This window comes from Pantoea graminicola (assembly GCF_048452665.1).
Taxonomy (GTDB): domain Bacteria; phylum Pseudomonadota; class Gammaproteobacteria; order Enterobacterales; family Enterobacteriaceae; genus Pantoea.
In genome coordinates, this window is the sequence record NZ_JBLWSJ010000006.1 from 219,818 (window position 1) to 246,243 (window position 26,426).

The window sequence follows — 26,426 nt, forward strand, 5'->3', positions numbered from 1 at the left end:
GGCATACGCGCTTAGCGGCGGACGGCAATCGCTTCGATTTCGATCTTCACATCTTTTGGCAGACGCGCCACTTCAACGCAGGAACGCGCCGGGAAGTGAGCCTGATGTTCGGTGAAAAACGCTTCATAGGTCGCATTGACCGTAGCGAAATCATTTAAATCCTTGACGAAAACCGTGGTCTTCACGATATCGCCCACCTTCAGACCCGCTGCTTCTACAATCGCCTTCACGTTTTCCAGCGACTGACGCGCCTGTGCGGCAACGTCATCGGCAACCTGGCCGGTCGCCGGATCCACCGGGATCTGCCCGGACGTGATGATCATGCTGCCCAGATCGACACCCTGAACATAGGGACCGATAGCGGCAGGGGCTTTTTCAGTACTGATTTCACGAGACATCATGGCTCCTTTGATTATGTCGTCAGGCGGCGATGCCGCCGCTCAGGCCCATTATAAGGTCGGGCAGGACGATTACCAGTGACCCAGCACCACATGGCGGGCGAACTCTTTCTCGCAATATTTGCACTTCAGGTGCACATCATCGGCGCGCTGCTTGACGGCAAAGCTGGAGAAGACCGGCTCGCTGCGGCTGATACAGTTGCTGTTGGGGCAGGTCAGCACGCGCTCAACGTGATCCGGCAGCGTCGGGGCGATCTTCGCCACCACTTCATAGTCATCGATGCGGTTGACCGTGGCATGAGGGGCATAGACCGCCAGCTGATTGACCTGATCGTCAGTGAGAAAGGTGTTCTCGATCTTGATCAGATCCTTGCGGCCCATCTCACCGGATGGCAGGTTCAGGCCGATGGTAATGCGCTGATCCGTTTCGGTCAGCCGGAACAGAGAGAGCAGTTTAAAGCCGATCTGCGCCGGGATATGGTCGATAACCGTGCCGCGCTTGATCGCTTCGACCTGCAATTTGTTGTCCTGAGTCATGGGGTCTCTCCTTACAGGGCGGGTTCGCTGTTTAAAACCAGTGCCAGCAGAGCCTGGCGCGCATAGATGCCGTTACCCGCCTGCTGGAAATACCAGGCGTAGGGGGTCTTATCGACATCGGTGGTGATCTCATCGATACGCGGCAGCGGGTGCAGCACTTTCATGTTGTCGCGCGCCGTCCCGAGATCGGTCGCCCGCAGGATGAACTGCGCTTTGACGTTGGCATACTCTGAGGGGTCGAGCCGCTCTTTCTGTACCCGCGTCATGTAGAGGATGTCGAGCTGCGGCATCACCTCTTCGAAGCTGTCGTGGCGTGACCAGGGGATCTGCTTCTCATCCAGCATATCGGTAATGTAGGCGGGCATCGCCAGCGCATCGGGCGCAATAAAGAAGAAGCGGTTGCCTTCAAACTTCGCCAGCGCCTGGGTCAGGGAGTGGACAGTACGGCCATATTTCAGGTCGCCGACCATCGCCACATTCAGCTGATTCAGACGGCCCTGGGTCTCCTGGATAGTGAAGAGATCCAGCAGCGTCTGGGTCGGATGCTGGTTCGCACCGTCACCAGCGTTGAGGATTGGGATGCCGCCAGAAAACTCGGTCGCCAGCCGGGCCGCGCCTTCCTGCGGATGACGCATTACAATCGCATCCACATAGGTGCTGATGACCGAAATGGTGTCGGCCAGGGTTTCCCCTTTCTTGCCCAGCGAGGTATTGCTGCCGTCAGCAAAGCCGACCGCCGACGCGCCGAGCCTATGGATCGCGGTTTCAAACGACAGGCGGGTGCGGGTGGACGCCTCAAAGAAGCAGCTGGCGATCACCTTGTGCTTCAGCAGTTCCGGCTGCGGATGGGCCTTGAGCTGCGCCGCCATCTGCAGCGCCAGTTCCAGCTCTTCGCGACTGAGGTCGTTAATTGAAATAATGTGCTTGCGATATAGCGGGTTAGCCATAGCTCTCTCCTCTGCGCGGCCGGATTGCGGACAAAAAAAAGCCCCTGCTTAAGGGGCTTTTTTAAGATCGGGTCGATGACCGAAAGAAACAGCAGCACCGCCTGCGGTCAGGCGTGATTGAGCATCAAATTGTCCGCTGTGCTGTCGCATATTTCCTCCGGCAAATTGGGCCGCATTATACCCGTTCGTCGCAGGGCAGCAAGAGGAAAACGTTTGCGGGGCGGTTGCCGGCGCGTGTCCGGCAGCGGGGCATGGCGAGTGCGGCGGACGCTGTCCGGTGGAGACAGCGCCCTGCGGCGTCCTGTCAGCGCTGGCCCAGCGTTGCCACCATCACCGCTTTGATGGTGTGCATGCGGTTTTCGGCCTGATCGAAGACGATGCTGTGCGGCGACTCAAAGACCTCGTCGCTGACTTCCATACCGTTGGGCAGATCGTACTGTTCCGCCATCTGCTGGCCCAGCGTGGTCTGATCGTCATGGAAAGCGGGCAGGCAGTGCAGGAATTTCACCTGCGGGTTGCCGGTCAGGTCGAGCATCGCCCGGTTGACCTGATAGTCACGCAGGAGGGCAATCCGCCCGGCCCAGACCTCTTTAGCTTCGCCCATCGACACCCAGACATCGGTGTAGATGAAATCCGCGCCTTTCACGCCACTGGCAATGTCGTCGGTGAGGGTAATCTTTCCGCCGGTCTGCTGTGCCACTTCGCGGCACTGCGCCACCAGTTCATCCTCCGGCCAGCAGCTCTTCGGGGCCACCAGACGCAGATCAAGACCAACCAGAGCGGCGGCTTCCAGCATGGTATTTCCCATGTTGTTGCGCGCATCACCGACATAAACCAGCGTCATCTCGCTGAGTTTTTTACCCGGCAGATGTTCCTGCATCGTCAGCAGGTCGGCCAGCAGCTGGGTCGGATGAAACTCGGTAGTCAGACCGTTCCACACCGGCACGCCGGCATGTTCAGCCAGCGTTTCCACCAGTGCCTGACCGTAGCCGCGATACTGGATGCCATCGTACATCCGGCCCAGGACGCGGGCGGTGTCGCGCATCGACTCTTTATGGCCGATCTGACTGCCGCTCGGGCCAAGATAGGTGACGTTAGCACCCTGATCGTAAGCGGCAACTTCGAAAGAGCAACGGGTACGGGTCGAGTCTTTTTCGAAGATGAGCGCGATGTTTTTGCCTTTCAGATACTGCACTTCGCTGGCGCTTTTTTTCGCCTGTTTTAATTCAGCGGAAAGAGAGAGCAGGTGATCGATTTCGGCGGGGGTAAAATCCAGAAGTCTGAGAAAATGACGCTGATACAGCTGACTCATACAACGCTCCGGTAAGCATTAAAGTGAATTAAAATTCAATCTAACCGTATGAATATTCATTTTCAAGTGCGGGGGCGAATAAACTTTTCGTTTTGTGTAGTGGCGCGACAGGCAGTGTGGGAAAATAATTGTTTATTGCCGAACTCAGAGAGGACATCGTCATGGCATATGAAGCATTACTGGAAGAGCAGCAGGAAGAGACACGGCAGATCATCGAAGAGCTGCTGGAGGATGGCAGCGATCCTGATGCGCTCTATACCATCGAGCATCATCTCTCCTGCAATAACTTTGACTCACTGGAAAAAGCCGCCGTCGACGCGTTCAAGCTGGGTTATGAAGTGACCGAGCCGGAAGAGCTGGAGCTGGAAGATGGCACCACGGTAATGTGCGTGGACATCATCAGCGAATCCGCGCTGAATCCGGAACTGATCGATGCGCAGGTTGAGCAGCTGGTCAACCTGATCGGCAAGTACAACGTCGATTATGACGGCTGGGGCACCTATTTCGAAGATCCCGATGCCGAAGATGAAGATGACGAAGACGACGCCATTGAAGATGAAGATGATAATGGTGTTCGCCACTAAGTAGCCGGGGCGGAGATTTCTCCGCCTGTCACCTCTGCCACGCCATTTAACATCATGAACTACGCACCTTTATTAGAACCTATCTATCAGTTTCTGCACTGCCGCACGCCCCAGGCCTGGATTGATGAGGCGCGCAAGCCGGAAAATCTGACCCTGCTGTTAACTGATCATCTGGTCTGCGAGCTGAAAGCCGCCCAGACCGCGGTCTGGCTGATCCGCAAATATGTGGCTGACAAACCCAGCGGCGACGCGATTCTGGCGTGGCTGAAGCCCTATGAAGATTTTATCTTTCGCGAAGATGGCGACAGCGACTTTATCAACGCCCACAGAAACCTGACCAAACGCATCATCGTGCGTAACGCGCTGCCGTGGGCGGATGATCTGGTTGAGAAGATGGTGCTGCTGATTAAAGAGGAGCTGCATCACTTCTATCAGGTGTGGGAAATTATGCAGTCGCGCGGGCTGGTCTATCAGAAGATCACCTCCAGCCGCTACGCCAAATCGCTGCTGCGTGAAGTCACCACCCATGAGCCGGAAACGCTGGTGGATAAACTGATTTGTGGCGCCTATATTGAGGCGCGCTCCTGCGAGCGTTTCGCCAGTCTGGCTCCTTATCTTGATGATGAGCTGGCGAAATTCTATCTGTCGCTGCTGCGCTCTGAGGCGCGGCACTATCAGGACTATCTGACCCTGGCGGCGCAGATCGCGGCGAAAGATATCACGCCACGGGTGCAGGCGATTGGCATCACAGAAGGGCGGTTAATCAGCGAGCCGGACAACGAGCTGCGCTTTCACAGCGGCGTACCGGCATTCTGACTCTGCGACATCAGCGGGGCGTTCAGCTCCTGTTTCACAACACTTTCAGCATCCGTACTTCGCAGTCGACATGGCCGGTGCAGCCCATCGCGCCGTCGATATGCTCAAAGCCCAGCGACTCATAAAGTTTAATCGCCCGCGTCAGGCTGGCGGTGGTTTCCAGATAGCAGCGGCGGAAGCCGTGACGGCGTGCATGTTCCATCGCCCGCAGCGCCAGCTCGCGCGCCAGACCCTGACCGCGCACGGCAGGCAGAAAATACATCTTCTGCAGTTCGCAGATGTCGGGCGCGCTGCAGGCGAGAGGCGCCACGCCACCGCCGCCAACGACGTTACCCTGATACTCAATAATCCAGTAGGCGCTCTGTTCGGCACTGTAAAGCTCGAACAGCTGGTCGAGCTGGGGATCGGAGACGGTATAGCCTTTGTCCGCCGTCAGGCCGAACTCGGCGGACACATCGCGGATCACCTGAGCAATATGCGGATTATCGGCGGCAGTAATCGGCCGCACCTGGAGGTCAGAAAGCGGGTTGGCGCTGGTCGTCATCATCTCTTCCGGATTTGTACGAGGTCAATAAAAAAGCCGGGCAAGCCCGGCTTTATGAATAAGCTGTCAGCTAAGACGCTTACAATGCCGCAATGACCGCCTGCTGTTCAATCAGTTTTGCTTTTGACTGCTGCAGTTCGGCTACGCGCTCGCGCTCTTTCGCGACCACCGCTTCCGGGGCGCGCGAAACAAAGCCTTCGTTCGCCAGCTTGGTCTCGATCTTCTCAATCTCCACCTCCAGCTTGACCAGCTCTTTCGCCAGACGCTCCAGCTCGGCGGTTTTATCCACCAGATCCGCCATCGGGATCAGCAGTTCTGCGCCTTCGACCAGCTTGGTCACCGACACCGGGCCTTTCTCGCCCGCAGGCAGAATGGTCAGGCTTTCCAGACGCGCCAGGCGCGACAGGAAGTTGCGGTTCGCTTCGACGCGACGCAGCGCGGCAGGGGAGCAGTCACGCAGCAGCACATCCAGCGGTTTGCTCAGCGCGATGTTCATTTCAGCACGGATATTACGCACCGCCACGATCGCCTGCTTCATCCACTCGATATCCGCTTTCGCTTCGGCATCCTCTTTCGCCGCATCGTACTGCGGGAACGGCTGCAGCATGATGGTGTCGTCGCTGATGTTTTTCAGCACTTTCACACGCTGCCAGATGGTTTCGGTGATAAACGGAATGATCGGGTGCGCCAGGCGCAGCAGCGCTTCCAGCACATGCACCAGCGTATGACGAGTGCCGCGCAGTTCCGCTTCGCTGCCGCTGTTCATCACCGGCTTGGTCAGCTCCAGATACCAGTCACAGAACTGGTTCCAGGTGAAGTCATACAGGATGTTGGCGGCGATATCGAAGCGATAGCTGTCCAGCGCTTCGCGGTACGCTTTAACCGTGTTGTTGAACTCGGTCAGGATCCAGCGATCGGCCAGCGACAGCGTCATCTCACCGCCATTCTGTCCGCAATCCTGATCTTCGGTGTTCATCAGCACAAAGCGGCTGGCGTTCCACAGCTTGTTACAGAAGTTGCGATACCCTTCCAGGCGCTTCATGTCCCAGTTGATGTCGCGGCCGGTAGAGGCCAGCGCCGCCAGGGTGAAACGCAGCGCATCGGTGCCTGATGGCTCGATGCCGTCCGGGAACTGCTTCTCGGTACGTTTGCGGATCTTCTCTGCCAGCTGCGGCTGCATCATGTTGCCGGTGCGTTTTTCCAGCAGCGCCTCCAGCGAGATGCCGTCAACCATATCCAGCGGGTCAATCACATTGCCCTTGGATTTCGACATCTTCTGACCCTCTTCATCACGGATCAGACCGGTCATGTAGACGGTTTTGAAAGGCACCTGCGGTTTGCCGTTTTCATCTTTGATGAAGTGCATGGTCAGCATGATCATGCGGGCAATCCAGAAGAAGATGATGTCGAAGCCGCTGACCAGCACGCTGGTCGGGTGGAAGGTGCGCAGTGCTTCGGTGTTTTCCGGCCAGCCCAGGGTGGAGAAGGTCCACAGGCCTGAGGAGAACCAGGTATCCAGCACGTCATCATCCTGACGCAGCGCCACATCGGCGGCCAGGTTGTTCTCTGCACGGACTTCCTCTTCGGTGCGGCCAACATAGACGTTGCCGTTCTCGTCATACCACGCCGGGATGCGATGACCCCACCAGAGCTGACGGGAGATACACCAGTCCTGAATATCGCGCATCCAGGAGAAGTACATGTTTTCATACTGCTTCGGCACGAACTGGATGTCGCCGTTCTCAACCGCTTCAACCGCGACTTTCGCCAGCGGGGCAGTGCGCACATACCACTGGTCGGTCAGCATCGGTTCGATGACCACGCCGCCACGATCGCCGTAAGGCACGGTCAGGTCGTGAGGCTTGATCTCATCCAGCAGGCCCAGCGCATCGACGGCGGCGACAATCGCTTTCCGCGCGGCGAAGCGTTCCATTTTCTGGAAGGCGGCCGGGATCTCGTCAGAGCAGGCGTCGCTTGCTTCACCGTTGGTGTCATAGACCTGCGCGCGTTCGCGGATATCACCGTCGAAGGTCAGGATGTTGATCATCGGTAAGCGATGACGACGGCCTACTTCGTAGTCGTTGAAGTCATGGGCCGGGGTGATCTTGACGCAGCCGGTGCCTTTTTCCATGTCGGCGTGTTCGTCACCGACGATCGGGATCAGACGGCCCACCAGCGGCAGCATCACAAATTTACCAATCAGATCTTTGTAGCGCGGATCTTCCGGGTTAACGGCCACGCCGGTATCGCCCAGCAGGGTTTCCGGGCGAGTTGTGGCGACGACCAGATAATCTTTGCCATCGGCCGTTTTTGCGCCGTCAGCCAGCGGGTAGCGGATGTGCCACATTGAGCCTTTGCTCTCGCGGTTTTCCACTTCCAGATCGGAGATCGCCGTGCGCAGTTTCGGATCCCAGTTCACCAGGCGTTTGCCACGGTAGATCAGGTTCTCTTTATAGAGGCGGACAAACACCTCTTTAACCGCATTGGAGAGCCCTTCGTCCATTGTGAAGCGTTCGCGCTCCCAGTCGACGGAGTTACCCAGACGGCGCATCTGACGGGTGATGGTGCCGCCAGACTCGGCTTTCCACTGCCAGATTTTGTCGATGAAGGCGTCGCGGCCATAATCCTGGCGCATTTTACCCTCTTCAGCCGCAATTTTGCGCTCAACCACCATCTGCGTGGCGATGCCCGCGTGGTCGGTACCCGCCTGCCACAGGGTATTTTTCCCCTGCATGCGCTGGTAACGGATCATGGTGTCCATGATGGTTTGCTGGAAGGCGTGACCCATGTGCAAGCTACCGGTGACGTTCGGCGGCGGGATCATGATGCAAAAGCTTTCCTGGCTGGTATCGCCATTCGGTTTGAAGTAGCCCTGCTTTTCCCAATGCTCGTAAAGCGGCTGCTCGATATCTTGCGGGTTATATGTCTTTTCCATTTCTGCTATGTCGTTTGCGGCTGTGGTGGCGCTGCCGTATTCAATTGGAATCCAACGCTGCGATACGCTTTGTAGCGGTCGCGCGCCAGTTGTTTGAGAGCGTCCTCGTGAGGAACGAAGTCTATCACTTCATGGAAAGCAGTAGCAAAATCTGCGAAGTGGGGCAGCAGGCTAATCAGCAGGTCGCGCGGGGAACTGCCACGACGCTGAGGCCAGGCCAGTTCGACGGGCGCGCCATAGCGCGGGCCTTCACCCGCCAGGTTGTGTGGCACGAAGGCGTTCGCCGGTCGTTGCCACAGCGCTTCATCCAGACGAATGGCCTGCTGCTCATCTTCGCAGGCGATCAACACCCGCTTTCCGGCCCGCCAGCGTGTTTCCGCCAGATCGCACACCAGGGCTTCAACGGCGCTCAGGCCATCACTGGGGGCATCGGTTTCCAGCACGTAGAAGGTTGCGTTTTTCATCGGTTAGCTCATCAGAAGATCAGGGGCGGAATCAGATCCGCCCCTGCGGTCAGGAAAGAGGGCGCTTAGTCGTCGCCGTTCAATCCTGCCCGATTCAACAGGAACTGCGACAGCATCGGAACCGGGCGTCCGGTCGCGCCTTTGGCCTTGCCGGAGCGCCAGGCGGTGCCGGCGATATCCAGGTGCGCCCAGTTATATTTACGGGCAAAGCGGGCCAGGAAGCAGGCTGCGGTAATCGCGCCGCCAGGACGGCCGCCAATGTTACCCATATCGGCGAAGTTGGACTCCAGCTGCTCCTGGAACTCATCCGCCATCGGCAGACGCCAGGCGCGGTCGCCCGACTGCTCCGAGGCGCTGATCAGCTCATGCGCCAGCGGATTGTGGTTCGACAGCAGGCCGCTGATGTGATGACCCAGCGCGATTACGCAGGCACCGGTCAGCGTTGCCACGTCGATCACCACTTCCGGATCGAAACGTTCGACATAGGTCAGCGCGTCACACAGCACCAGACGGCCTTCGGCATCGGTGTTGAGCACTTCGACCGTCTGGCCCGACATGGTGGTCAGCACATCGCCCGGACGCATTGAGCGGCCATCCGGCATGTTTTCACATCCGGCCAGCACACCCACCACGTTCAGCGGCAGGTTCAGCTCTGCCACCATCCGCATCACACCATAGACGGCCGCCGCGCCGCACATGTCATACTTCATTTCGTCCATGCTGTCGGCAGGCTTGATGGAGATGCCGCCCGAGTCAAAGGTCAGCCCTTTACCCACCAGCACAATCGGGCGCGCATCAGCGTCCGGATGGCCTTTGTATTCGATCACCGACATCAGGGACTCATTCTGCGAACCGGCACCGACGGCGAGATAGGCGTTCATGCCCAGCTCTTTCATCTGCTGTTCGCCAATCACCCGGGTCGTGACATTTTTGCTGAAGGCATCGGCCAGCTGACGCGCCTGCGACGCCAGATAGGCGGCGTTGCAGATATTGGGTGGCATATTGCCGAGATCTTTCGCGGCTTTCATACCGGCTGCGACGGCCAGACCATGCTGAATTGCCCGTTCACCGCTGGTCAGTTCACGGCGGGTCGGCACGTTGAAGACCAGTTTGCGCAGCGGACGACGCGGCTCTGCTTTGTTGCTCTTAAGCTGATCAAAGTTGTAGAGCGCCTCTTTTGAGGTCTCCACCGCCTGACGCACTTTCCAGTACGTATTACGGCCTTTAACGTGCAGCTCGGTCAGGAAGCAGACCGCCTCCATCGAACCGGTGTCGTTGAGCGTATTAATGGTTTTCTGGATCACCTGCTTGTACTGACGCTCATCCAGCTCGCGCTCTTTACCGCAGCCAATCAGCAGAATACGCTCAGACAGGATATTTGGCACATGATGCAGCAGCAGTGTCTGGCCCACTTTTCCTTCCAGCTCGCCGCGGCGCAGCAGGGCGCTGATGTAGCCGTCGCTGATTTTATCCAGCTGCTCGGCAATCGGTGACAGACGACGCGGTTCGAAAACGCCAACGACAATGCAGGCACTGCGCTGTTTTTCCGGGCTTCCGCTTTTTACACTGAACTCCATGCACTCTCCTGAATCTTAAAGACAACGGCCGCTGCTGCCGCTAGAATGTAGCGCGCTCATGACCCATTTATTCATTGTCGCAGCATGACATTCTGCCGCTGGAGGTCATAATGAATCAGGGTGACAAGATGTTGTTTTTTCACCACCCGAACGCGTTTTTCATACAATTTTAGCTACGACGACGGCCATTGATGAAGAAAAATGGCTGATAAGCGTTGAAACTAGCGATTTTCCTGCAAAAAGACAAGTTTTCACAGGCGTACTAAGCGTGATCATCATTAGATATCTGGTTCGGGAAACGCTCAAAAGCCAGCTGGCTATCCTGTTTATCCTGCTGCTCATCTTCTTTTGTCAGAAGTTAGTCAGGATCCTGGGTGCCGCGGTGGATGGCGAAGTGCCGACAAACCTCGTTCTGACCTTGTTGGGACTGGGTGTGCCTCAAATGGCACAACTTATTCTGCCCTTAAGTCTGTTTCTGGCGATCCTGATGACGCTGGGGCGACTTTACACGGAAAGTGAAATTACCGTGATGCACGCCTGCGGCCTGAGTAAGGCCGTGCTGGTGAAAGCCGCGATGGTGCTGATGCTGTTTACCTCGCTGGTGGCGGCCGTCAACGTTATCTGGCTGGGCCCCTGGTCATCCCGCTATCAGAGCGAAGTGACACAGAACGCCAAGGCGAACCCGGGCGCGGCGGCGATGGTAGCCGGGCAGTTTCAGGCCTCCAGCGACGGCAGCGCCGTGCTGTTTGTTGAGGATGTGAAGGGTAACCAGTTTGGTAACGTCTTCCTGGCGCAGCTGCGGCCAAAAGGCAACGCGCGACCTTCTGTGGTGCTGGCCGACAGCGGTCACATGGAGCAGCATAAAGATGGCTCTCAGGTCGTGACGCTGGATAAAGGCACTCGCTTTGAGGGCACCGCGCTGCTGCGCGATTTCCGCATCACTGACTTTACCGATTATCAGGCAGTGATTGGGTATAAAGCGGCCACGCTCGATCCCAACGATTCCGAACAGGCGAGTATGGCTGACCTGCTCGCGAATAAAACACCTGATTTTAAGGCCGAGCTGCACTGGCGTCTGACGCTGGTCTTCGCGGTACTGGTGATGGCGCTGATGGTGGTGCCGCTCAGCGTGGTGAATCCGCGTCAGGGCCGTGTACTGTCGATGCTGCCCGCCATGCTGCTCTATCTGATCTTCTTCCTGCTGCAAAGCTCGCTGAAGTCGAGCGGCGCGAAAGGGCGGCTGGATCCGGCGCTCTGGATGTGGGTGGTGAATATCAGCTATCTGGTGCTGGCGATACTTCTTAACCTGTGGGATACGGTGCCGATGCGTCGGATTCGCGCCCGCTTCACCCGCGGAGGGTCGGTCTGATGTTTCGCGTTCTTGACCGCTATATCGGTAAAACCATCTTTAATACCATCATGCTGACGCTGTTCATGCTGGTGTCGCTCTCCGGCATCATCAAGTTCGTCGATCAGCTGCGGAAGACCGGCCAGGGCAGTTACAGCGCCCTGAGCGCGGGCTACTACACCCTGCTCAGCGTGCCCAAAGATATTGAGATTTTCTTCCCGATGGCAGCCCTGCTGGGTGCGCTGCTGGGACTGGGCGCGCTGGCACAGCGCAGCGAACTGGTGGTGATGCAGGCGGCGGGCTTTACCCGCATGCAGGTGGCGCTCTCCGTTATGAAGACGGCGATCCCGCTGGTGTTGCTGACGATGGCGATTGGTGAGTTTGTGGCACCGTCGGGCGAACAGATGGCGCGTAACTACCGGGCTCAGCAACTTTACGGCGGCGCACTGGTTTCGACGCAGAACGGTCTGTGGGCCAAAGATGGCAACAACTTCATCTACATTGAGCGCATCAAAGGCGACAATCAGATTGATGGCGTCAGCATCTATAACTTCAACGATCAGCGTCGTCTGCAGAGCGTGCGCTATGCGGCGACGGCGACCTGGGATGCGGATAAGAAGCGCTGGCTGCTGTCGCAGGTGGATGAGTCAAACCTGACCGATCCTAAGCAGATCACCGGTTCCCAGAGCCTGAGCGGCGAATGGAAAACCAACCTGACGCCAGACAAGCTGGGTGTGGTGGCACTGGATCCGGATGCGTTGTCGATTCGCGGTCTGCACAGCTACAGCAAATATCTCAAGCAGAGTGGTCAGGAAGCGGGTCGTTATCAGCTGAATATGTGGAGCAAGATTTTCCAGCCACTGTCGGTGGCGGTAATGATGCTGATGGCGCTGTCGTTTATCTTTGGTCCGCTGCGTAGCGTGTCGATGGGTGTGCGGGTGGTGACCGGGATCAGCTTCGGTTTCCTGTTCTACGTGCTGGATCAGATTTTCGGTCCGCTGAGCCTGGTTTATGGGCTGCCGCCGGTTCTGGGGGCGATACTGCCAAGCTTCGCGTTCTTTGCGATCAGCATGTTTATGCTGATTAAGCGGCGCTAAGCGTCAGTGTGAAAAGGCCGCCTCTCAGGGCGGCCTTTTTCATGGCAGGCAGCGAGCGCCCGTTTCTTCGTCCGGCCGTCTGATGCCGCCCGCCATTACCTCATCCAGTCGTTAATCAACACCCCATACAACGCTTCCGCTTCTGCTAACCGGCTCAGCAGGCAGTATTCATCCGTCTGATGCGCCATTGATGGCTCACCGGGTCCGAGGATAATGCAGGGCGGCGAACCCAGTGCGGGCAGCAACAGTGACGCATCTGTAAAGTAGGGCACAATTCGCGGCGTCAGCGGGGCATCGTGTAACGCCTGACAATGCTGATAAACAGAATGAATCCAGGCGTGACTCTCTTCGCTCAGCACCGCCGGCAGATCCACCAGCGTCGTCACCGTTACGCTGCCTCCCAGCAGGGTGATCAGTTGCTGACGAATGGTGGCGTGCTGCAGGTTGGGTGCGCTACGGATATCCACATCAAACTGCGTGCGATCGGGCACAGAGTTAATGTTCAGACCGCCTGTAATGCGTCCGACGTTAATGGTCGGCTGTTTCATCAGCGGATGCGGTGCGCCAGGTGAGAAGTGCTGAATCTTGCCCAGCGCCTCCGCCGCCAGATAAATGGCATTAATGCCCAGCTCCGGCATGGCGCCATGGGCTGTTTTCCCGCGCGTTTCACAGCGTAACCATAACGCCCCTTTGTGGCCGATAACCGGATAGTTGGCAGTGGGCTCGCCGACAATCAATGCGCCCACAGCGGGCAGGTCAGCGGTATCAATCAGCGCCCGCGCGCCGTCACAGCCCGTCTCCTCTCCGCCGGTGATTAACATCACGACGCCGGAACCCTGCCGAATCGCCTGCTGATTCGTCACGCAGGCAACCGCAAACGCCGCCACAGCGGCCTTCATGTCACTCGAACCGCGCCCGTAGAGGCGATCACCCACGATTTCACCGAAAGGATGGTACTGCCAGTCAGCATTGCCGAGCGGAACGGTATCCAGATGGCCGGTAAACGCCAGCTGCGGCCCGGACTGGCTGCCAGCCAGGCTGGCAATCAGGTTAAGGCGATTTTCACCGAAGGAGGACAAGGTGACATCAAAGCCCTGTTCCATCAGCCAGTTCGCCAGAAAGTGCATGCAGGCGGCTTCATTGCCCGGTGGATTAATCGTGTCAAAACTCAGCAGCTGTTGCGCCAGCATCTGGCTCTGGCTCATGCACCGCGCTCCGTTAACCAGTGCAGACAGTTGATCCAGAGCTGGCGATAACCCTGCCACCGGGCAAATTCCTGCGGCAGCCAGTGCGCAGACATATCGCTGGTCCAGACCAGTGAGCGACCCTGCTGATACTCACGCACCGCCAGCAGCGGATGTGACGTACCCTCAATGGTCGCCAGCAGTTTACCTTCAGGGTGCATTTCCACTTCGTTATAGCCCAGCAGCCACGGCCACTCGTCTGGCATGTCGGTGAACAGCGCGTGGGATTCCGTTACGCTGGGGTAAACGCCTTCGGGCGTTTCGATACGATCATCCCATGCCAGGCAGCGCACCGGCAGGACTTTCTCAACGGCCGTGTTGCGATAGCGTGCGCCGCCATTAATACCCTGAAAACTAAAGTAGCCGCCTACCATCATCAGCGCGCCGCCTGCGGCCACGTAGTCGTGAATAAGCGTCAGGCGGTTCGCCGTGCGCTCGCTCTTCAGCCAGGTATCCGGGTGCAGCAGCAATGTATTCGCACCGATGTCCGACAGAATGATGGCATCCCATTCACGGAGCCCGGCAGGCGTCAGGGGGAATTCGGTGGCGGCAGCGTGGGCGGGCATGTAGGTGATGGCATAATCACTGTCGGCCAGCGCCGCCATAAAGTCGGTTGCGCCATTATGCCAGGTCGCGGTGGCAAACTGATCGAAGCCTTTGACGTGAACAGACGTGCTGGTCCAGGACTCGCCAACCAGTAAAATTTTCTTCTGCATTACGGTTCTCCCTTACCCACCAAAAACGCGCTGTGGGTTAGCAATCAGTAAGTTTTCAAGTTGTTCGCCGCTTACGCCGTGGCGTTTCAGGCGCGGAACAAAATGTTTAAGGATGTAGCCATAGCCGTGACCGCCGTAACGGGTCAGCATGGTTTTCAGAAACACGTCCTGGGACAATAAAATTTGGTCAATAAAGCCGTCATCGATCAGCTCGCAAATGGCACGGGCATTCTCTTCGTCGGAGGGCGACTGTGCGGACTCATCGGCGTAGTAATAGCTCATGCCGATCATGTCGTACTCCAGAAAGGCCCCGCGCTGCGCGAGTTCACGCTGGTAGCGTTTGTCGGCAAAGCTGGGGTTCATGTGGCATAGCACCACATGGCGCAGGTCTGCCCCTTCATTTTCCAGGATATCCAGCACCTGATGCCCTAATCGTTCCCAGCCGGGCAGGTGCACCTCGATCGGCACTCGTGTTGCGGCACTGGCACGGCCTGCCGCCCGCAGGGATTTCTCCTCGCCGGGCGTAAAGCGGCTGGATACGCCAATCTCGCCGATCAGGCCAGCCAGCACCTCGGGTTTTTCGTCCCTGCCGCCGAGGTCATAAATCAGCTTCTCCGTCAGGGCTTCGAGGCTGATGGTTTTCACCCAATCAGGATGCGAGGGTTCCAGATATAACCCGGTGCTCATGATGATATTAAGCCCGGTCAGGCGCGCGATGCGTTGCAGTGCTTTGGGATCGCGGCCAATGCCGATATTCGTGGGATCCACCACGGTATCGCCGCCCAGCGCCCGGAACTTCATGAGCTCCTCAATCGCTAAATCCACATCAAACAGCTGACAGTTATCGCGGCTGATGAGCGGATTAAGCGACAGCTCGCCCAGGTTTTCGATGCTTACCGGCATTTCCGCCAGATGACGATCGCCACAGCAGCAGGGCGGCACCCATTTGCCGGACGCATCCAGCAAAATATGTTCGTGCATCAGCGTCACGCCCATCTCACTCACCGGCAGCGGGCCGAGTACGGTCATGACATAGCCACTGCTGATGCCCAGCGGCAGGGGATCGGGATGGCGGAAGATTGAATGTTTCATGGGCTACCCTTTCGCCGCCGATCGCGTCGGGTTGAGAATGCGGGTGTTCAGCCAGATGGCCAGCAGAATAATCGTACCGGTGGCGATCTGCGTGTAAAACGGAGAGATATGCGACAGAATCAGGCCGTTCTGGATGATGGCAATCGACAGCGCACCTAACAGCGTGCCGATAACGGTGCCAAAGCCGCCGAACAGGCTGGTACTGCCCAGCACCACCGCCGCGATCACCTGCAACTCAAAGCCTTCACCCTGATTGGAGGAACCGCTGCCGAGACGGGCGGTGATGATCATACCCGCCAGTGCTGCCGCCATGCCGCTGAGAATGTAGACCTTCATGGTCACGGCTTTGGTGTTAATCCCGCTACGGCGTGCGCCTTCCGCATTTGCGCCAATCGCCGTGACATAACGACCAAAACGCATGTAGTTCAGCACGATGTGGCCGGCTACCAGTACCACGATGCCAATCAGTGCGGGCATCGGAATGCCCAGCACCCAGGCGCGTCCCATAAAGGCGAACAGGCTGTCGGCAGGGATGGGAATGGAGTAACCCTGAGTGATCAGCAGTGCCACGCCGCGCACCACCGCCAGCGTAGCCAGCGTGACGATAAAGGCCGGGATGCCTTCATAAGCAATAAAGAAGCCGTTGATGGCACCGACCAGTGCGCCCAGCAGCAAGCCGCCCAGCAACACCACCGGCCAGGGCAGGCCCCAGTTATTCAGGGCGATAGCAGACAGGGCACCGACCAGCGCCAGCGTCGATCCCACGGAAAGATCAATTCCACCGGTGGTGATCACCAGCGTCATCGCCGTGGCGACGATCAGCAGCGGCGCACTCTGGCGAATAATATTCAGCCAGTTGGTGCTGCTGAGAAAGTTGCCGGTGATCAGGGAGAACACCACGCAGCAGAACACGAAAAACAGTGCGATGCTGACGACACCAGAGTGGTTGTGCAGAAGGCGACGCGGCAGCGAGTGCTGCGCCATACGGGAACTGCTCAGATTCATAATAGTCATCCTGTTTCCTCGCTCAGTGCGCTGCGGCCGAGCGGGCGACAAATTTCTCACCCACGATCAGATTGACGATCTCGGTCAGATCCGTTTCGGCCACCCTGCGCTCCGCCACATTGGTGCCTTCGTACATCACCATGATGCGGTCACAGACCAGGAAGAGATCCTGAAGGCGATGCGTAATCAGGATGACACTCACACCGCGTGCCGAGACACGACGAATCAGCTCCAGCACCGCCTCCACTTCGGCGACAGCCAGTGCGGCGGTGGGTTCATCCATGATCAGCACTTTAGGATCGAAAGCGGCCGCGCGCGCAATGGCAATCGCCTGGCGTTGCCCGCCGGATAAATTGCGCACCAGCAACCGGGTGTCCGGGATAGAAATCCCCAGTCCTTTCAGCATCTCCCGTGCATCCGCGTGCATTTTCACTTCATCCAGAAACGGAATGCCGAGAATGGATTTCATCGGCTCACGGCCCATAAACAGATTGCCTGCGACATCGACGGTGTCGCACAGCGACAGGTCCTGATAAACCATCTCGATATGGCAGCGGCGCGAATCCGCCGGGGTCGTGAAATGCTGATCCTCGCCATCAATGCGAATCGTGCCACTGGTAGGCACAACAGCACCTGACAGCACTTTGGTCAGAGTAGATTTCCCCGCGCCGTTGTCACCCACCAGACCCAGAACTTCACCCGGTGCCAGTTGCAGATTGACGCCGCGCAGAGACCGTATCGCGCCGTAGGTTTTAGTAATATTTACCATCTCTACCCGTGTCAGGGCAGTTTGTGCTTGCTGCATGTGATCACTCCCATCACCACTAACGGGACCGTTACTCTGCATGTGAAAAAAGCGTTATCCGGCCCGGTTTACAGTCTAGTAAACCGGTTTACCAGCAGGATAAACCCTTTGTAATCAGATGCAGAACAACACGCTTCAACGATATTTGTTTGCCGGGTAAAACATTGCAGCTTCCGTGCCAGACTACTAACAGGGGAGAGACTTCCGGTCTAACCCACTGTAATAAAACGCGTTTAACGTTTTACTTCAGGTAAACCGGTTTACTTAAAGTAACACTAAGAAATTAAAATGCTCGTTATTTGCGCCATCATTGTGCACTTTTGCGCCATTCTGGGACGTTGTTAACATTTCAGTATCGAATCACGCGCCACCCACTCTACCGGCAGGCGGGTTTCGGCGGGGACAGGGCGGTCATCATTCAGAATACGCAGCATGATCGCTACCGCGGTGCGACCCAGTTCCCGAGCGGGCTGGCGTATGGTGGAAATACGGGGCTGGGTAAAGTCAGCGTAGGTCGCGTCATCAAAGCCAACCAGCGACAGCGCCTCGGGCGCGTTAAGCCTGCGCGCGCGCAGGCCATCCATCAATCCCAGCACGAGAAAATCGCTGGCGGCAAAGACGGCGGTAGGGCGCTCAGCGTGGCTGAAGAGCTGTTCCAGCGCCTGTTCACCAGACTTGCGCTGGTATTCCCCATACATTACCCATTCGGGCGGGACATGCAGGCCAGCCTGCTCCATGGCGGTGCAGAACCCCTGGTAACGTTCGCGTACACTCATCAGTTCGTCCGGGCCGCCGACAAAGGCGATCTGCCGATGACCCGCAGCGATCAGCTTTTCGGTTGCAATCCGGCCACCCTGAACGTTGTCGACAAACACCTTAGGCACCGCGCTACCGGGAATGTCCTCATCCAGCAGCACGATGCGCTGGTGGCGGTTAATCTCTTTGCGCAACAGACCGTTATCAGGATGGTTGGTGATAAACAGCAGGCCGTCTACCTGGCAGGTGTCCAGCCAGCGGATAAACTGACTCTCTTTGTCCGGATGGTTGCGGGTAATACAGAGCACCAGGCTGTAGCCGTGGGCAGAGGCGGCTTCTTCGGCGGCATCTGCCAGTTCGGCAAAGAAGGGGTTGGTAATATCAGGCAGCACCAGCCCCAGGGTTTCGCTGCCGCCCTTGCTGAGGCGGCGCGCCAGGCTGTTACCGCGATAATCCAGTTGACGAATTGCCGCTTCGATACGGTCAATCGTCTCCTGAGGCAGCATAATGCTTTGATTCATATAGCGGGATACGGTCGTTTTTGACAGTCCGGCCAGCGCTGCGACATCGGATAACAGTACCCGTTTTTTACTCATATCACCTGCCATTTTGCCCGGAATCGGCTCTCAGTTAACACAGTCGCGCGCAGCGAAAACCGTTTTTCAGTAACCGCTGACGATAAAATAATCGCTTGACAAAATTTAGCCAGAAGCGAATGTTAAAGGCAGTTTACCGCATTACCCGGGAGTCATTCCCAAACCCGATTTATCCCTTTCACACGTGCACCATAATGGACGGTGTGCAGAAAGTCGATGAGTCAGGTCCTGGCTGAAGCAGCCATTCAGACGATATTTGCCCGCCACTCATATTCCCTCTGCATGTTGATGTGGAGATCGACTGGTTATCGCTCATTCCCGACGAGGAATTATAAGATGATGGCATTTAACACCAGAAAACTGCGTGCTGTTGCGCTGGCAACCGGCTTACTGTCTGCGGGTTCTTTATTCTCTCTGGCGCAAGCCGCTCCGGCTTATGCGCTGGTCCAGATTAATCAGCAGGCCCTGTTTTTTAATCAGATGAACAAAGGCGCTCAGGAAGCAGCGAAAGCCAGCGGTAAAGATTTAGTGATCTTTAACGCTAACGATAATCCTGTGTCGCAAAACGACGCGATTGAAAATTATATTCAACAGGGCGTGAAGGGCATTATGGTGGATGCGATTGACGTCAACGGTATTATGCCCGCCATAAAAGAAGCGGCCGCCGCTAAAATACCGGTGATTGCGATTGATGCCGTATTACCGGCAGGCCCGCAGGCCGCACAGGTAGGCGTGGATAACCTGGAGGGCGGCAAAATTATTGGTAAATATTTTGTCGACTACGTGGCTAAAAACAGCGGCGGCAAATCGCGACTGGGCATTGTGGGCGCGCTGAATTCAGCGGTGCAGAATCAGCGTCAGAAAGGGTTTGAAGAGACGATTAAGAGCAATCCGGGCATCACCGTGGCGGACGTGGTTGATGGCCAGAACGTGCAGGACACTGCGATGACGGCGGCAGAAAACCTGATTACCGGTAACCCGGATTTAACCGCGATTTACGCGACCGGTGAACCGGCACTGCTGGGGGCGATTGCTGCCGTTGAAAACCAGGGACGTCAGAAGGATATCAAAGTCTTTGGCTGGGATCTGACGTCAAAAGCGATTAGCGGCATTGATGGCGGGTATGTCACAGCCGTGCTGCAGCAGGATCCCAAAAAGATGGGGGAAGAAGCGGTAAACGCCCTGAATGCGCTGACGTCGGGCAAAACCGTGTCAAAAACCATTCTGGTGCCGGCCACGGTGGTAACCAAAGCCAACGTGGACAGCTACCGGGCGATATTTAAGTAAGTGCTGACTCGCCGCCTGTCTGGAGCAGCGCGGCGAGTTCCTGCGCGGTGGGAAAGGCCTGACGTGTCCCGGGACGGCTGACGGTCAGCGCAGCAGCCTGACTGGCATGCGACAGTGCTAGTGTATCAATTTCGCCCCCACGCAGGAGCGCGGACGCCAGCATCACGGCCAGAAAAGTATCGCCTGCGCCGGTGGTATCTACGGCATGGGCGGCTTGCGCCGGGGAAAATGTCCGGTGATCGCCCTGAATCAGCCAGGCACCGGCGCTGCCGTGCGTGATCACCAACGTTCTCACCGCGCCGGGCTGCAGCTGTTGGGCTTCGTGCTGATTGACCACCGCAATATCCACCAGCGGCCAGCATGTGCTGAACCCCGCGTGCACCGGGGAGGGGTTAAAAACGGTGATCAGGCCACGGGATTTCGCCTGGTGAAACAGCGCATGGGTTTTCTCAGGCGAGAAATTGCCCTGCTGCACCAGCAGATCGCCCGGACGCGCGCTGGCAAGATGGTGGTTAAGCGTATCAATATCCAGCGAATCTGCCGCCGCTGTAGTGGTAATGATGGCGTTATCGCCATCGGCACTGTGCAGAATCAGCGAGGTATCGCTCAATGCGGTCATGGGCTGCGCGGGCAGTAACGTGACAGGCTCGTTCATGAGCTGCTGGCGGATCCATTCTCCATTACTGTCATAACCGGTTGCGGCAATTAAACAGGTTTCAATGCCGCAACGGGATAAAAGTATCGCCTGATTCGCGCCTTTACCGCCGATATCCTGCGAACGCTGATAACCGTGAACAGAGGCACCTTTAACCGGAATATCTGTAACAGACCAGGTTTCATCGACAGTAATATTACCAGCCACATAAACACGCATAGTGTTTTCCTGAACAGGATAAAGAAGCAATGGTTGCTATATCAGCAGAAAAAATTGATGCAATACAAGCGATATTTTCACGACCTAAAGCTGTTATTGGCGTTATTCACTGCGATCCTTTTCCGGGTTCGCCTAAATATCGCGGTAAACCCGTCAGCGCGATAATTGATCGGGCATTACGTGATGCGGAAAATTATATTCTTGGCGGTGTTCACGGTCTGATTGTGGAAAATCATGGCGATATTCCTTTTTCAAAACCTGAGGATATTGGCCCTGAAACGCCGGCACTGATGGCGGTGATCACGGAAAAAGTGCGGGAACGTTTCGGCGTGCCGCTGGGGATTAACGTACTGGCGAACGCGGCATTACCTGCTTTTGCCACGGCGCTGGCGGGCGGGGCGGATTTTATTCGCGTCAATCAGTGGGCCAATGCCTATATCGCCAACGAAGGCTTTATTGAAGGGGCTGCCGCGAAGGCGCTGCGCTACCGAAGCCAGCTCCGCGCTGAGCATATCCGGGTGTTCGCCGACAGCCACGTTAAACATGGCAGCCATGCGATAGTGGCCGATCGCTCCATTAAGGAACTGACCCGCGATGTTGACTTCTTTGAAGCGGATGCGGTTATCGCCACCGGACAACGAACCGGTGACAGCGCCACGCTGGATGAAATCGACGAAATCCGTGCCGCCACCGCTTTACCGCTGCTGGTGGGGTCGGGCGTGACGCCCGCTAACGTCTGTCAGATTCTGTCACGCACGCAGGCCGTCATTGTGGCCAGCGCGCTCAAAGTCGATGGTGTCTGGTGGAACGATGTGGACCGGGACAGAGTAAAACATTTCATGGCGGTGGCGCAGGCCGCGCTGGAGCAGGCTTAGCCGCCTTTACCACCCGACGCAGGCTGGCAAATTCCGCGGGTGAGGTTACGGGGCAGCACGGTGAAGGGCAATGTACACCGTGCTGTCCCGATTCAGAACAGCCAGCTTTTCACCATCGGCAGCGCCGCGGGCAGCTGCGACAGCAGATAGAGGATCAGCCCGATAGTGCCGCCGACCAGCGTGCCGTTGATGCGGATAAACTGCAGGTCTTTGCCGATATTGAGTTCGATCTGCTGCGACATGTCGCGCGCGTCCCAGCTCTTTACGGTGTCGCTGATATGTCGCGTCAGGAAGCTGGCGAACTCCGGCGCCACGCTGCGTGCCGCCTGCTCCAGATGCTGGTTCATGGAGTCGCGCAGCGCCGGATCCGCCGCCAGCGTTTCCCCCAGCCACAGGGCTGCATCACGCACTTTTTCCTGCACCCGCGAATCTTCGCTGCTGAGATCGGCTTTGAGCCAGTTGCGCATATCATTCCACAGTTCGCCGATGTAGCGATTGAAGGTGGCATCCTCTTTCAGCCAGCCTTTGATCTCCTCTGCGCGCGCGGCCATTTCCGGGTCGTTCTGCAGTCTGACAATCAGCTTCTCTACCGCCCGGTTAAAGCCCAGGCGCAGCTCATGCCCCTGATCCATCGCCACATCATCCAGCAGAGAATCGACCGCATTCGCCACCAGCTCGGCACTGTGTTCGCCCAGCCATTCGGTCGGCAACATTTTGGCTTTGATGGGATGTTCGCGTTTCAGCCAGCGCACCAGCTGCAGAGCAATAAATTCCCGGGTCGCAGGCTTGTGCAGCAGTTTCAGCAGCTGGTCGATGGCCGCGTCCAGCAGCGCCTGATGACGGTTATTCCTGGTCAGGCTCTCCAGCACCATGGCGCTGGTCTGGCTGAGGTCCACCTTGTCGATAGCGCGATGCACGGCGCGGCGCATAAAGGTCTGGATGCGCGCGTCGTCGGTCAGATCCAGGAAGCCGCGCATCACCTGCAGCAGGTGGCGGCCGATACGATCGGCATTCCCGGGCGTATTCAGCCACTGCGCCAGCAGCTGTGAGGGATCGTGACGGCGGATCAGATTCAGCAGTGAATCGGTATCCAGAAACTTCTCCTGGACAAAGCGGCCCAGGTTTTCACCAATGCGATCTTTGTTGCGTGGAATAATCGCGGTGTGGCGGGAGATAAAGGGCACCGGCACCCGCCGGAACAGCGCCACGACGGCGAACCAGTCCGCCAGAGCGCCGACCATTGCAGCCTCGGCAATTGCTTTAACGCCGCTGACCCAGAAGCCAGGCGGCAGAAAAAGGGTGATGATAAAGGTGGCGGCGGCCAGCAGCAGCAATAGCAGCGCCAGGCGCTTCATCCGTTTCAGTTCGTGTTGTTTATCCATAACCTGATCTTAGCAGAGAGCCGGGTCTATCGGCGGCGACCACCCAGCAGGCTGCCGAGTACGCCACGGATGATCTGAGTGGTGATCTGGCGGGTGGCGCTTTTCGCCATCGTCTGCACCACGCCGTCGTGTCTGCCGCCGCGCGGGCCGGTATGACCAAAGAGGATCTCTTTCAGTCCGCCGAGGATCCCGTTGTCGACCGCGACATCACCCCCCTTGGCCGGCGGTGCGCTGGCCTGATCGCTGGCGGCCTGGAAACCCTGTTGCAGCTTTTCAAAGGCCGATTCACGATCGACTTCGGTCTCATATTTGCCGTAGAGCGGGGAGTGATTGATCAGACCGTTACGTTCATCGCCGGTGACCGGCCCCATGCGCGAGCCGGGCGCAATCACCATCGCGCGCTCCACCACCGACGGGCTGCCTTTCTCATCCAGGAAGGAGATCAGCGCTTCGCCGGTGCCCAGCGCCTGAATCGCCTCTACGCTGTCAAAGGTCGGATTGGTGCGCAGGGTTTCGGCCGCCGTTCTGACCGCTTTCTGATCCCGCGGCGTAAAGGCGCGCAGGGCGTGCTGGACGCGGTTACCAAGCTGGCCCAGCACCCGATCGGGGATGTCGGCCGGGTTCTGCGTCACAAACCAGACGCCGACGCCTTTCGAGCGGATCAGCCGCATTACCTGTTCGATCTTCTCCAGCAGCACCGGCGGCGCGTCGGTGAACAGCAGATGCGCCTCATCAAAGAAGAAGACCAGTTTCGGCTTGTCGGGGTCGCCCGCTTCCGGCAGGTGTTCATACAGCTCCGACAGCAGCCACAGCAGGCTGGTGGCGTAGAGTTTTGGCATCTGGTAAAGCTTTTCGGCGGAGAGGATGTTGATGACTCCTTTGCCGTTGCTGTCGACGCGCATCCAGTCAGCGATATCCAGCATCGGTTCACCAAAGAAGTGTTCCGCACCCTGCTGCTCCAGCGTCAGCAGTCCGCGCTGAATAGCGCCGACCGAGGCGCTGTTGATGTTGCCATAGTGGCTCTGGAAGCTTCTGGCGTTGTCACCGATATACTGCGTCATGGCGCGCAGATCCTTAAAGTCCAGCAGCAGCAGACCCTGGTCATCGGCGATGCGGAAAATAATCTGCAGCACACCGCTCTGCACCTCATTCAGGTTCAGCAGTCGCGCCAGCAGCAGTGGCCCGAGATCGGAGACGGTGGCGCGCACCGGATGGCCTTTCTCGCCGAAGATATCCCACAGCACCACCGGATTGCTCTGCGGCTGCCAGTCGGTCACGCCGATTTTTGCCAGCCGCGCCTGCAGCTTTTCACTGGACTGGCCCGCCATCGCCACGCCGGTCAGATCGCCTTTAACGTCGGCCATAAAGACCGGCACGCCGCTGGCGGAGAAGGATTCGGCCAGCTTCTGCAGCGTGACGGTTTTACCGGTGCCGGTCGCGCCGGTGATCAGGCCGTGGCGGTTGGCCATCTGCGGTAACAGGTGAAGTTCGGTGTCGGGGGTACGCGCAATCAGTAGCGGGGCAGTCATGCTTTTCACTCCTGGCTAAAGGGTATGCCTGAAGGATAGCAAGCCGGACGTCTACAGGAGGAGAACAATCTGCCAGAAAAGATGCCGCTGCCCGTAGCACAGCGGCCGGAGACGGATTTACTTCTCTACCTCTTCGAAGTTAAGCAGGCTGACACCGATGCCCTGCTGCAGATGGCTGAGATTGCTGCGCACCGCTACCTGAACCGCGCCCTGTAACAGCACGACAAACGGCGAATCCTGCTGGATGCGGGTCTGCAGCCCGGTGTAGAGGCTGCGGCGTTTCACCGCGTCGCTCTCTCCGGCGGCGGCGCGGGTCTGCGCGCTTAATTCCGGGATGGACCAGCCGACGCGCCACGCCAGGGTTTTGCCGCCACCCGGCACGTTACTGGCAAAGGTGCTGGCGTTGGTATTGGGATCGATGTAATCCGCGCCCCAGTAGGTGAAGATCGCCTGGAAGTCACGGCTGCGCATTTTGCTCCAGAGCTCTGATTCCGCCACCGGCTGGAGATCGATCTGCACATCTGCTTTGGCAAAGCTCGCCTGCAGCGCCTGTGCCACGTCGATGTAAGGAGGCTGGTTTACCACCGTCAGCGCGATGCGGGTGCCCGGTTTAATGCCGCCTTTCTGCAGGATCGCCTGCGCCTTTTTCAGATCGTAATGGAACGGCGTACTGTTCAGCGCGCCGTCGAACCCGTCCGGCAGGAAGCTCTGATGAATGCGGTACTGCCCTTTCAGCAGCTGGTTTGCCAGGCTCTGATAGTCAACCAGCCAGCGAGCCGCCTGCCACAGGGCCGGATTGCTCAGCGCCGGCTGCTGCGGGCTTTGAGTGTTAAAGCCGAGGTAGTAGATCAGGCTGGACGGGAAGGCGTCGACGCGCACATCCGGCACGCTTTTCAGCGCCGCAATCTGGTCCGGGCCGAGCTGATAAGCCACATCCACGTCGCCCTGCTGGAGAAGCAGGCGGCGGCTGCCGGGATCGGCGACCCCTTTCAGCAGCACCCGTTTCAGATGGGGCTTCTGCGTGCTGTAGGGGTTCGCCTCCAGCACCAGCGCCTGCAGCGGCACAAATTGTCTGATGGTATACGCCGCGCTGCCGGCGGAATGGGACTTCAGCCAGCCGTTGCCGTAGTCATTATTGCTGGCGTGTTCCTGCGCCACTTTGCTGTCGACAATCGAGGCGACCGGCGCGGTCAGCAGGCGCAGCGCCAGATCGCTGCCGATCTCCGCAGGCCAGCGTAGCTCAAGCTGGTGGTCGTTAATCACCGTGAACTGCTGGTCGATGTTTTCCGGCGTCCAGCCAAACTCGCCCAGGATAAAAGAGGGCGCTTTGTTAAGTTTTACCGCCCGGGTCAGGGAGAAGACCACATCCCGGGCGGTCAGCGGATTGCCGCTGGCGAAGCGGGCCTGCGGATTAAGGTCAAACACCAGGCTGTGAGGCGTTTTCCCCGGCTGCCAGCGCGTGGCCGCCAGCGGTGAGAGCCGCTGCGGATCCTGATGATCCGGCTCCAGCAGCATCTGATAGATATTGCGCAGGCTGCTGTTGCTGACCGTTTCAAAACTTTCGGCCGGGTCAAAACTGATAATGCCATCCAGCGGAACAGCGACCACCAGCGTATCGGCAGGCGTCGCGGCGTGAGCGGCGTGAGACAGCGCCAGAGCGGTAAAGAGGGATAAGAGCGTTTTGCGCATCGGAAAAGGTCCTGAGT

At 57.9% G+C, this 26,426-nt stretch carries 24 protein-coding genes; 6 read left to right on the top strand and 18 right to left on the bottom strand.

Going from position 1 to position 26,426, the window contains the following annotated elements:
• Positions 1-11: 11 nt before the first annotated feature.
• The 4 genes from ridA to argF all read right to left on the bottom strand — a co-directional run bounded on the left by ridA (position 12) and on the right by argF (position 3,194).
• Entirely contained in the window at positions 12-398 is a 387-nt protein-coding gene (ridA, locus tag ACNY69_RS15690) for a 2-iminobutanoate/2-iminopropanoate deaminase (RefSeq protein ID WP_111138546.1), read from the bottom strand.
• Between the two features lie 72 nt (positions 399-470).
• Positions 471-935, bottom strand: a complete 465-nt coding sequence (pyrI, locus tag ACNY69_RS15695; protein WP_010251684.1) for an aspartate carbamoyltransferase regulatory subunit — start codon at positions 933-935, stop codon at positions 471-473.
• An 11-nt stretch (positions 936-946) separates the two neighbouring features.
• Positions 947-1,882: an aspartate carbamoyltransferase gene (gene pyrB, locus ACNY69_RS15700; RefSeq protein ID WP_418799098.1), complete on the bottom strand. Its 936-nt coding sequence runs from the start codon at positions 1,880-1,882 to the stop codon at positions 947-949.
• A gap of 304 nt (positions 1,883-2,186) precedes the next feature.
• A complete protein-coding gene (gene argF, locus ACNY69_RS15705) occupies positions 2,187-3,194 on the bottom strand; it encodes an ornithine carbamoyltransferase (protein ID WP_111138544.1) in 1,008 nt (335 codons plus the stop codon).
• 161 nt (positions 3,195-3,355) lie between these two features.
• Here argF and rraB point away from each other — a divergent pair, with 161 nt between their 5' ends.
• Together rraB and miaE are read left to right on the top strand one after the other, a co-directional pair.
• Complete coding sequence (rraB, locus tag ACNY69_RS15710; RefSeq protein WP_111138543.1) at positions 3,356-3,778, top strand: ribonuclease E inhibitor RraB; 423 nt, start codon at positions 3,356-3,358, stop codon at positions 3,776-3,778.
• A 54-nt stretch (positions 3,779-3,832) separates the two neighbouring features.
• The gene (gene miaE / locus ACNY69_RS15715; RefSeq protein ID WP_111138542.1) at positions 3,833-4,594 is read left to right on the top strand and encodes a tRNA isopentenyl-2-thiomethyl-A-37 hydroxylase MiaE; all 762 of its coding nucleotides are present in this window, start codon (positions 3,833-3,835) and stop codon (positions 4,592-4,594) included.
• 34 nt (positions 4,595-4,628) lie between these two features.
• Here the strand turns inward: miaE and ACNY69_RS15720 are convergent, their stop codons facing one another.
• From ACNY69_RS15720 to pepA, 4 genes are all read right to left on the bottom strand, one after another.
• Entirely contained in the window at positions 4,629-5,138 is a 510-nt protein-coding gene (locus ACNY69_RS15720; protein ID WP_111138541.1) for a GNAT family N-acetyltransferase, read from the bottom strand.
• 79 nt (positions 5,139-5,217) lie between these two features.
• Positions 5,218-8,073 carry a valine--tRNA ligase gene (locus ACNY69_RS15725; protein ID WP_418799100.1) on the bottom strand — a complete coding sequence of 952 codons (2,856 nt, stop codon included), beginning with the start codon at positions 8,071-8,073 and terminating at the stop codon, positions 5,218-5,220.
• A 5-nt stretch (positions 8,074-8,078) separates the two neighbouring features.
• On the bottom strand, positions 8,079-8,537 hold the full coding sequence (locus ACNY69_RS15730; protein ID WP_111138539.1) for a DNA polymerase III subunit chi: 459 nt from the start codon (positions 8,535-8,537) through the stop codon (positions 8,079-8,081).
• Positions 8,538-8,602: 65 nt separating this feature from the next.
• Positions 8,603-10,114 (bottom strand): leucyl aminopeptidase, encoded by a 1,512-nt coding sequence (gene pepA / locus ACNY69_RS15735; protein ID WP_111138538.1) that lies wholly within the window; start codon positions 10,112-10,114, stop codon positions 8,603-8,605.
• 268 nt (positions 10,115-10,382) lie between these two features.
• On the opposite strand from pepA, the gene lptF reads away from it, so the two are divergent.
• Positions 10,383-11,483: an LPS export ABC transporter permease LptF gene (gene lptF, locus ACNY69_RS15740; protein ID WP_111138537.1), complete on the top strand. Its 1,101-nt coding sequence runs from the start codon at positions 10,383-10,385 to the stop codon at positions 11,481-11,483.
• On the top strand, positions 11,483-12,559 hold the full coding sequence (lptG, locus tag ACNY69_RS15745; protein ID WP_140916847.1) for an LPS export ABC transporter permease LptG: 1,077 nt from the start codon (positions 11,483-11,485) through the stop codon (positions 12,557-12,559). The genes lptF and lptG overlap by 1 nt, the downstream gene beginning before the upstream one ends.
• A 95-nt stretch (positions 12,560-12,654) precedes the next feature.
• On the opposite strand, the gene ACNY69_RS15750 is transcribed toward lptG, so the two are convergent.
• From ACNY69_RS15750 to ACNY69_RS15775, 6 genes are all read right to left on the bottom strand, one after another.
• Positions 12,655-13,764: a M20 family metallopeptidase gene (locus ACNY69_RS15750; protein WP_293774153.1), complete on the bottom strand. Its 1,110-nt coding sequence runs from the start codon at positions 13,762-13,764 to the stop codon at positions 12,655-12,657.
• The gene (locus ACNY69_RS15755; RefSeq protein WP_293774151.1) at positions 13,761-14,519 is read right to left on the bottom strand and encodes a glutamine amidotransferase; all 759 of its coding nucleotides are present in this window, start codon (positions 14,517-14,519) and stop codon (positions 13,761-13,763) included. The genes ACNY69_RS15750 and ACNY69_RS15755 overlap by 4 nt, the downstream gene beginning before the upstream one ends.
• A gap of 12 nt (positions 14,520-14,531) precedes the next feature.
• Positions 14,532-15,611 carry a phosphotriesterase family protein gene (locus ACNY69_RS15760; protein WP_111138533.1) on the bottom strand — a complete coding sequence of 360 codons (1,080 nt, stop codon included), beginning with the start codon at positions 15,609-15,611 and terminating at the stop codon, positions 14,532-14,534.
• A 3-nt stretch (positions 15,612-15,614) separates the two neighbouring features.
• Complete coding sequence (locus ACNY69_RS15765; RefSeq protein WP_199559960.1) at positions 15,615-16,616, bottom strand: ABC transporter permease; 1,002 nt, start codon at positions 16,614-16,616, stop codon at positions 15,615-15,617.
• Positions 16,617-16,638: 22 nt separating this feature from the next.
• Positions 16,639-17,385, bottom strand: coding sequence for an ATP-binding cassette domain-containing protein (locus ACNY69_RS15770; RefSeq protein WP_199559961.1), 747 nt, complete (start codon positions 17,383-17,385; stop codon positions 16,639-16,641).
• A gap of 377 nt (positions 17,386-17,762) precedes the next feature.
• Complete coding sequence (locus ACNY69_RS15775) at positions 17,763-18,785, bottom strand: LacI family DNA-binding transcriptional regulator (RefSeq protein WP_418799105.1); 1,023 nt, start codon at positions 18,783-18,785, stop codon at positions 17,763-17,765.
• Between the two features lie 324 nt (positions 18,786-19,109).
• Here ACNY69_RS15775 and ACNY69_RS15780 point away from each other — a divergent pair, with 324 nt between their 5' ends.
• Positions 19,110-20,060, top strand: a complete 951-nt coding sequence (locus ACNY69_RS15780) for an ABC transporter substrate-binding protein (RefSeq protein ID WP_418799107.1) — start codon at positions 19,110-19,112, stop codon at positions 20,058-20,060.
• Here the strand turns inward: ACNY69_RS15780 and ACNY69_RS15785 are convergent.
• Positions 20,053-20,934, bottom strand: coding sequence for a ribokinase (locus tag ACNY69_RS15785; protein WP_418799109.1), 882 nt, complete (start codon positions 20,932-20,934; stop codon positions 20,053-20,055). The genes ACNY69_RS15780 and ACNY69_RS15785 overlap by 8 nt on opposite strands.
• Positions 20,935-20,963: 29 nt before the next feature.
• Between ACNY69_RS15785 and ACNY69_RS15790 the strand changes: the two genes are divergently transcribed.
• The gene (locus ACNY69_RS15790) at positions 20,964-21,809 is read left to right on the top strand and encodes a BtpA/SgcQ family protein (RefSeq protein ID WP_111138527.1); all 846 of its coding nucleotides are present in this window, start codon (positions 20,964-20,966) and stop codon (positions 21,807-21,809) included.
• 92 nt (positions 21,810-21,901) lie between these two features.
• On the opposite strand, the gene ACNY69_RS15795 is transcribed toward ACNY69_RS15790, so the two are convergent.
• The 3 genes from ACNY69_RS15795 to ACNY69_RS15805 form a co-directional block, all read right to left on the bottom strand.
• Positions 21,902-23,191: a DUF445 domain-containing protein gene (locus ACNY69_RS15795; RefSeq protein ID WP_418799111.1), complete on the bottom strand. Its 1,290-nt coding sequence runs from the start codon at positions 23,189-23,191 to the stop codon at positions 21,902-21,904.
• A 26-nt stretch (positions 23,192-23,217) separates the two neighbouring features.
• Positions 23,218-24,720, bottom strand: coding sequence for a helicase HerA-like C-terminal domain-containing protein (locus tag ACNY69_RS15800; protein WP_418799113.1), 1,503 nt, complete (start codon positions 24,718-24,720; stop codon positions 23,218-23,220).
• Positions 24,721-24,837: 117 nt separating this feature from the next.
• The gene (locus ACNY69_RS15805) at positions 24,838-26,409 is read right to left on the bottom strand and encodes an ABC transporter substrate-binding protein (RefSeq protein WP_418799115.1); all 1,572 of its coding nucleotides are present in this window, start codon (positions 26,407-26,409) and stop codon (positions 24,838-24,840) included.
• Positions 26,410-26,426: the final 17 nt, after the last annotated feature.

Excerpts from the sequence above, each read along its gene's own strand:
- ridA (WP_111138546.1), bottom strand. The coding sequence starts at position 398 with ATGTCTCGTGAAATCAGTACTGAAAAAGCCCCTGCCGCTATCGGTCCC.
- pyrI (WP_010251684.1), bottom strand. The coding sequence starts at position 935 with ATGACTCAGGACAACAAATTGCAGGTCGAAGCGATCAAGCGCGGCACG.
- pyrB (WP_418799098.1), bottom strand. The coding sequence starts at position 1,882 with ATGGCTAACCCGCTATATCGCAAGCACATTATTTCAATTAACGACCTC.
- argF (WP_111138544.1), bottom strand. The coding sequence starts at position 3,194 with ATGAGTCAGCTGTATCAGCGTCATTTTCTCAGACTTCTGGATTTTACC.
- rraB (WP_111138543.1), top strand. The coding sequence starts at position 3,356 with ATGGCATATGAAGCATTACTGGAAGAGCAGCAGGAAGAGACACGGCAG.
- miaE (WP_111138542.1), top strand. The coding sequence starts at position 3,833 with ATGAACTACGCACCTTTATTAGAACCTATCTATCAGTTTCTGCACTGC.
- ACNY69_RS15720 (WP_111138541.1), bottom strand. The coding sequence starts at position 5,138 with ATGACGACCAGCGCCAACCCGCTTTCTGACCTCCAGGTGCGGCCGATT.
- ACNY69_RS15725 (WP_418799100.1), bottom strand. The coding sequence starts at position 8,073 with ATGGAAAAGACATATAACCCGCAAGATATCGAGCAGCCGCTTTACGAG.
- ACNY69_RS15730 (WP_111138539.1), bottom strand. The coding sequence starts at position 8,537 with ATGAAAAACGCAACCTTCTACGTGCTGGAAACCGATGCCCCCAGTGAT.
- pepA (WP_111138538.1), bottom strand. The coding sequence starts at position 10,114 with ATGGAGTTCAGTGTAAAAAGCGGAAGCCCGGAAAAACAGCGCAGTGCC.
- lptG (WP_140916847.1), top strand. The coding sequence starts at position 11,483 with ATGTTTCGCGTTCTTGACCGCTATATCGGTAAAACCATCTTTAATACC.
- ACNY69_RS15750 (WP_293774153.1), bottom strand. The coding sequence starts at position 13,764 with ATGAGCCAGAGCCAGATGCTGGCGCAACAGCTGCTGAGTTTTGACACG.
- ACNY69_RS15755 (WP_293774151.1), bottom strand. The coding sequence starts at position 14,519 with ATGCAGAAGAAAATTTTACTGGTTGGCGAGTCCTGGACCAGCACGTCT.
- ACNY69_RS15760 (WP_111138533.1), bottom strand. The coding sequence starts at position 15,611 with ATGAAACATTCAATCTTCCGCCATCCCGATCCCCTGCCGCTGGGCATC.
- ACNY69_RS15765 (WP_199559960.1), bottom strand. The coding sequence starts at position 16,616 with ATGAATCTGAGCAGTTCCCGTATGGCGCAGCACTCGCTGCCGCGTCGC.
- ACNY69_RS15770 (WP_199559961.1), bottom strand. The coding sequence starts at position 17,385 with ATGGTAAATATTACTAAAACCTACGGCGCGATACGGTCTCTGCGCGGC.
- ACNY69_RS15775 (WP_418799105.1), bottom strand. The coding sequence starts at position 18,785 with ATGGCAGGTGATATGAGTAAAAAACGGGTACTGTTATCCGATGTCGCA.
- ACNY69_RS15780 (WP_418799107.1), top strand. The coding sequence starts at position 19,110 with ATGATGGCATTTAACACCAGAAAACTGCGTGCTGTTGCGCTGGCAACC.
- ACNY69_RS15785 (WP_418799109.1), bottom strand. The coding sequence starts at position 20,934 with ATGCGTGTTTATGTGGCTGGTAATATTACTGTCGATGAAACCTGGTCT.
- ACNY69_RS15790 (WP_111138527.1), top strand. The coding sequence starts at position 20,964 with ATGGTTGCTATATCAGCAGAAAAAATTGATGCAATACAAGCGATATTT.
- ACNY69_RS15795 (WP_418799111.1), bottom strand. The coding sequence starts at position 23,191 with ATGGATAAACAACACGAACTGAAACGGATGAAGCGCCTGGCGCTGCTA.
- ACNY69_RS15800 (WP_418799113.1), bottom strand. The coding sequence starts at position 24,720 with ATGACTGCCCCGCTACTGATTGCGCGTACCCCCGACACCGAACTTCAC.
- ACNY69_RS15805 (WP_418799115.1), bottom strand. The coding sequence starts at position 26,409 with ATGCGCAAAACGCTCTTATCCCTCTTTACCGCTCTGGCGCTGTCTCAC.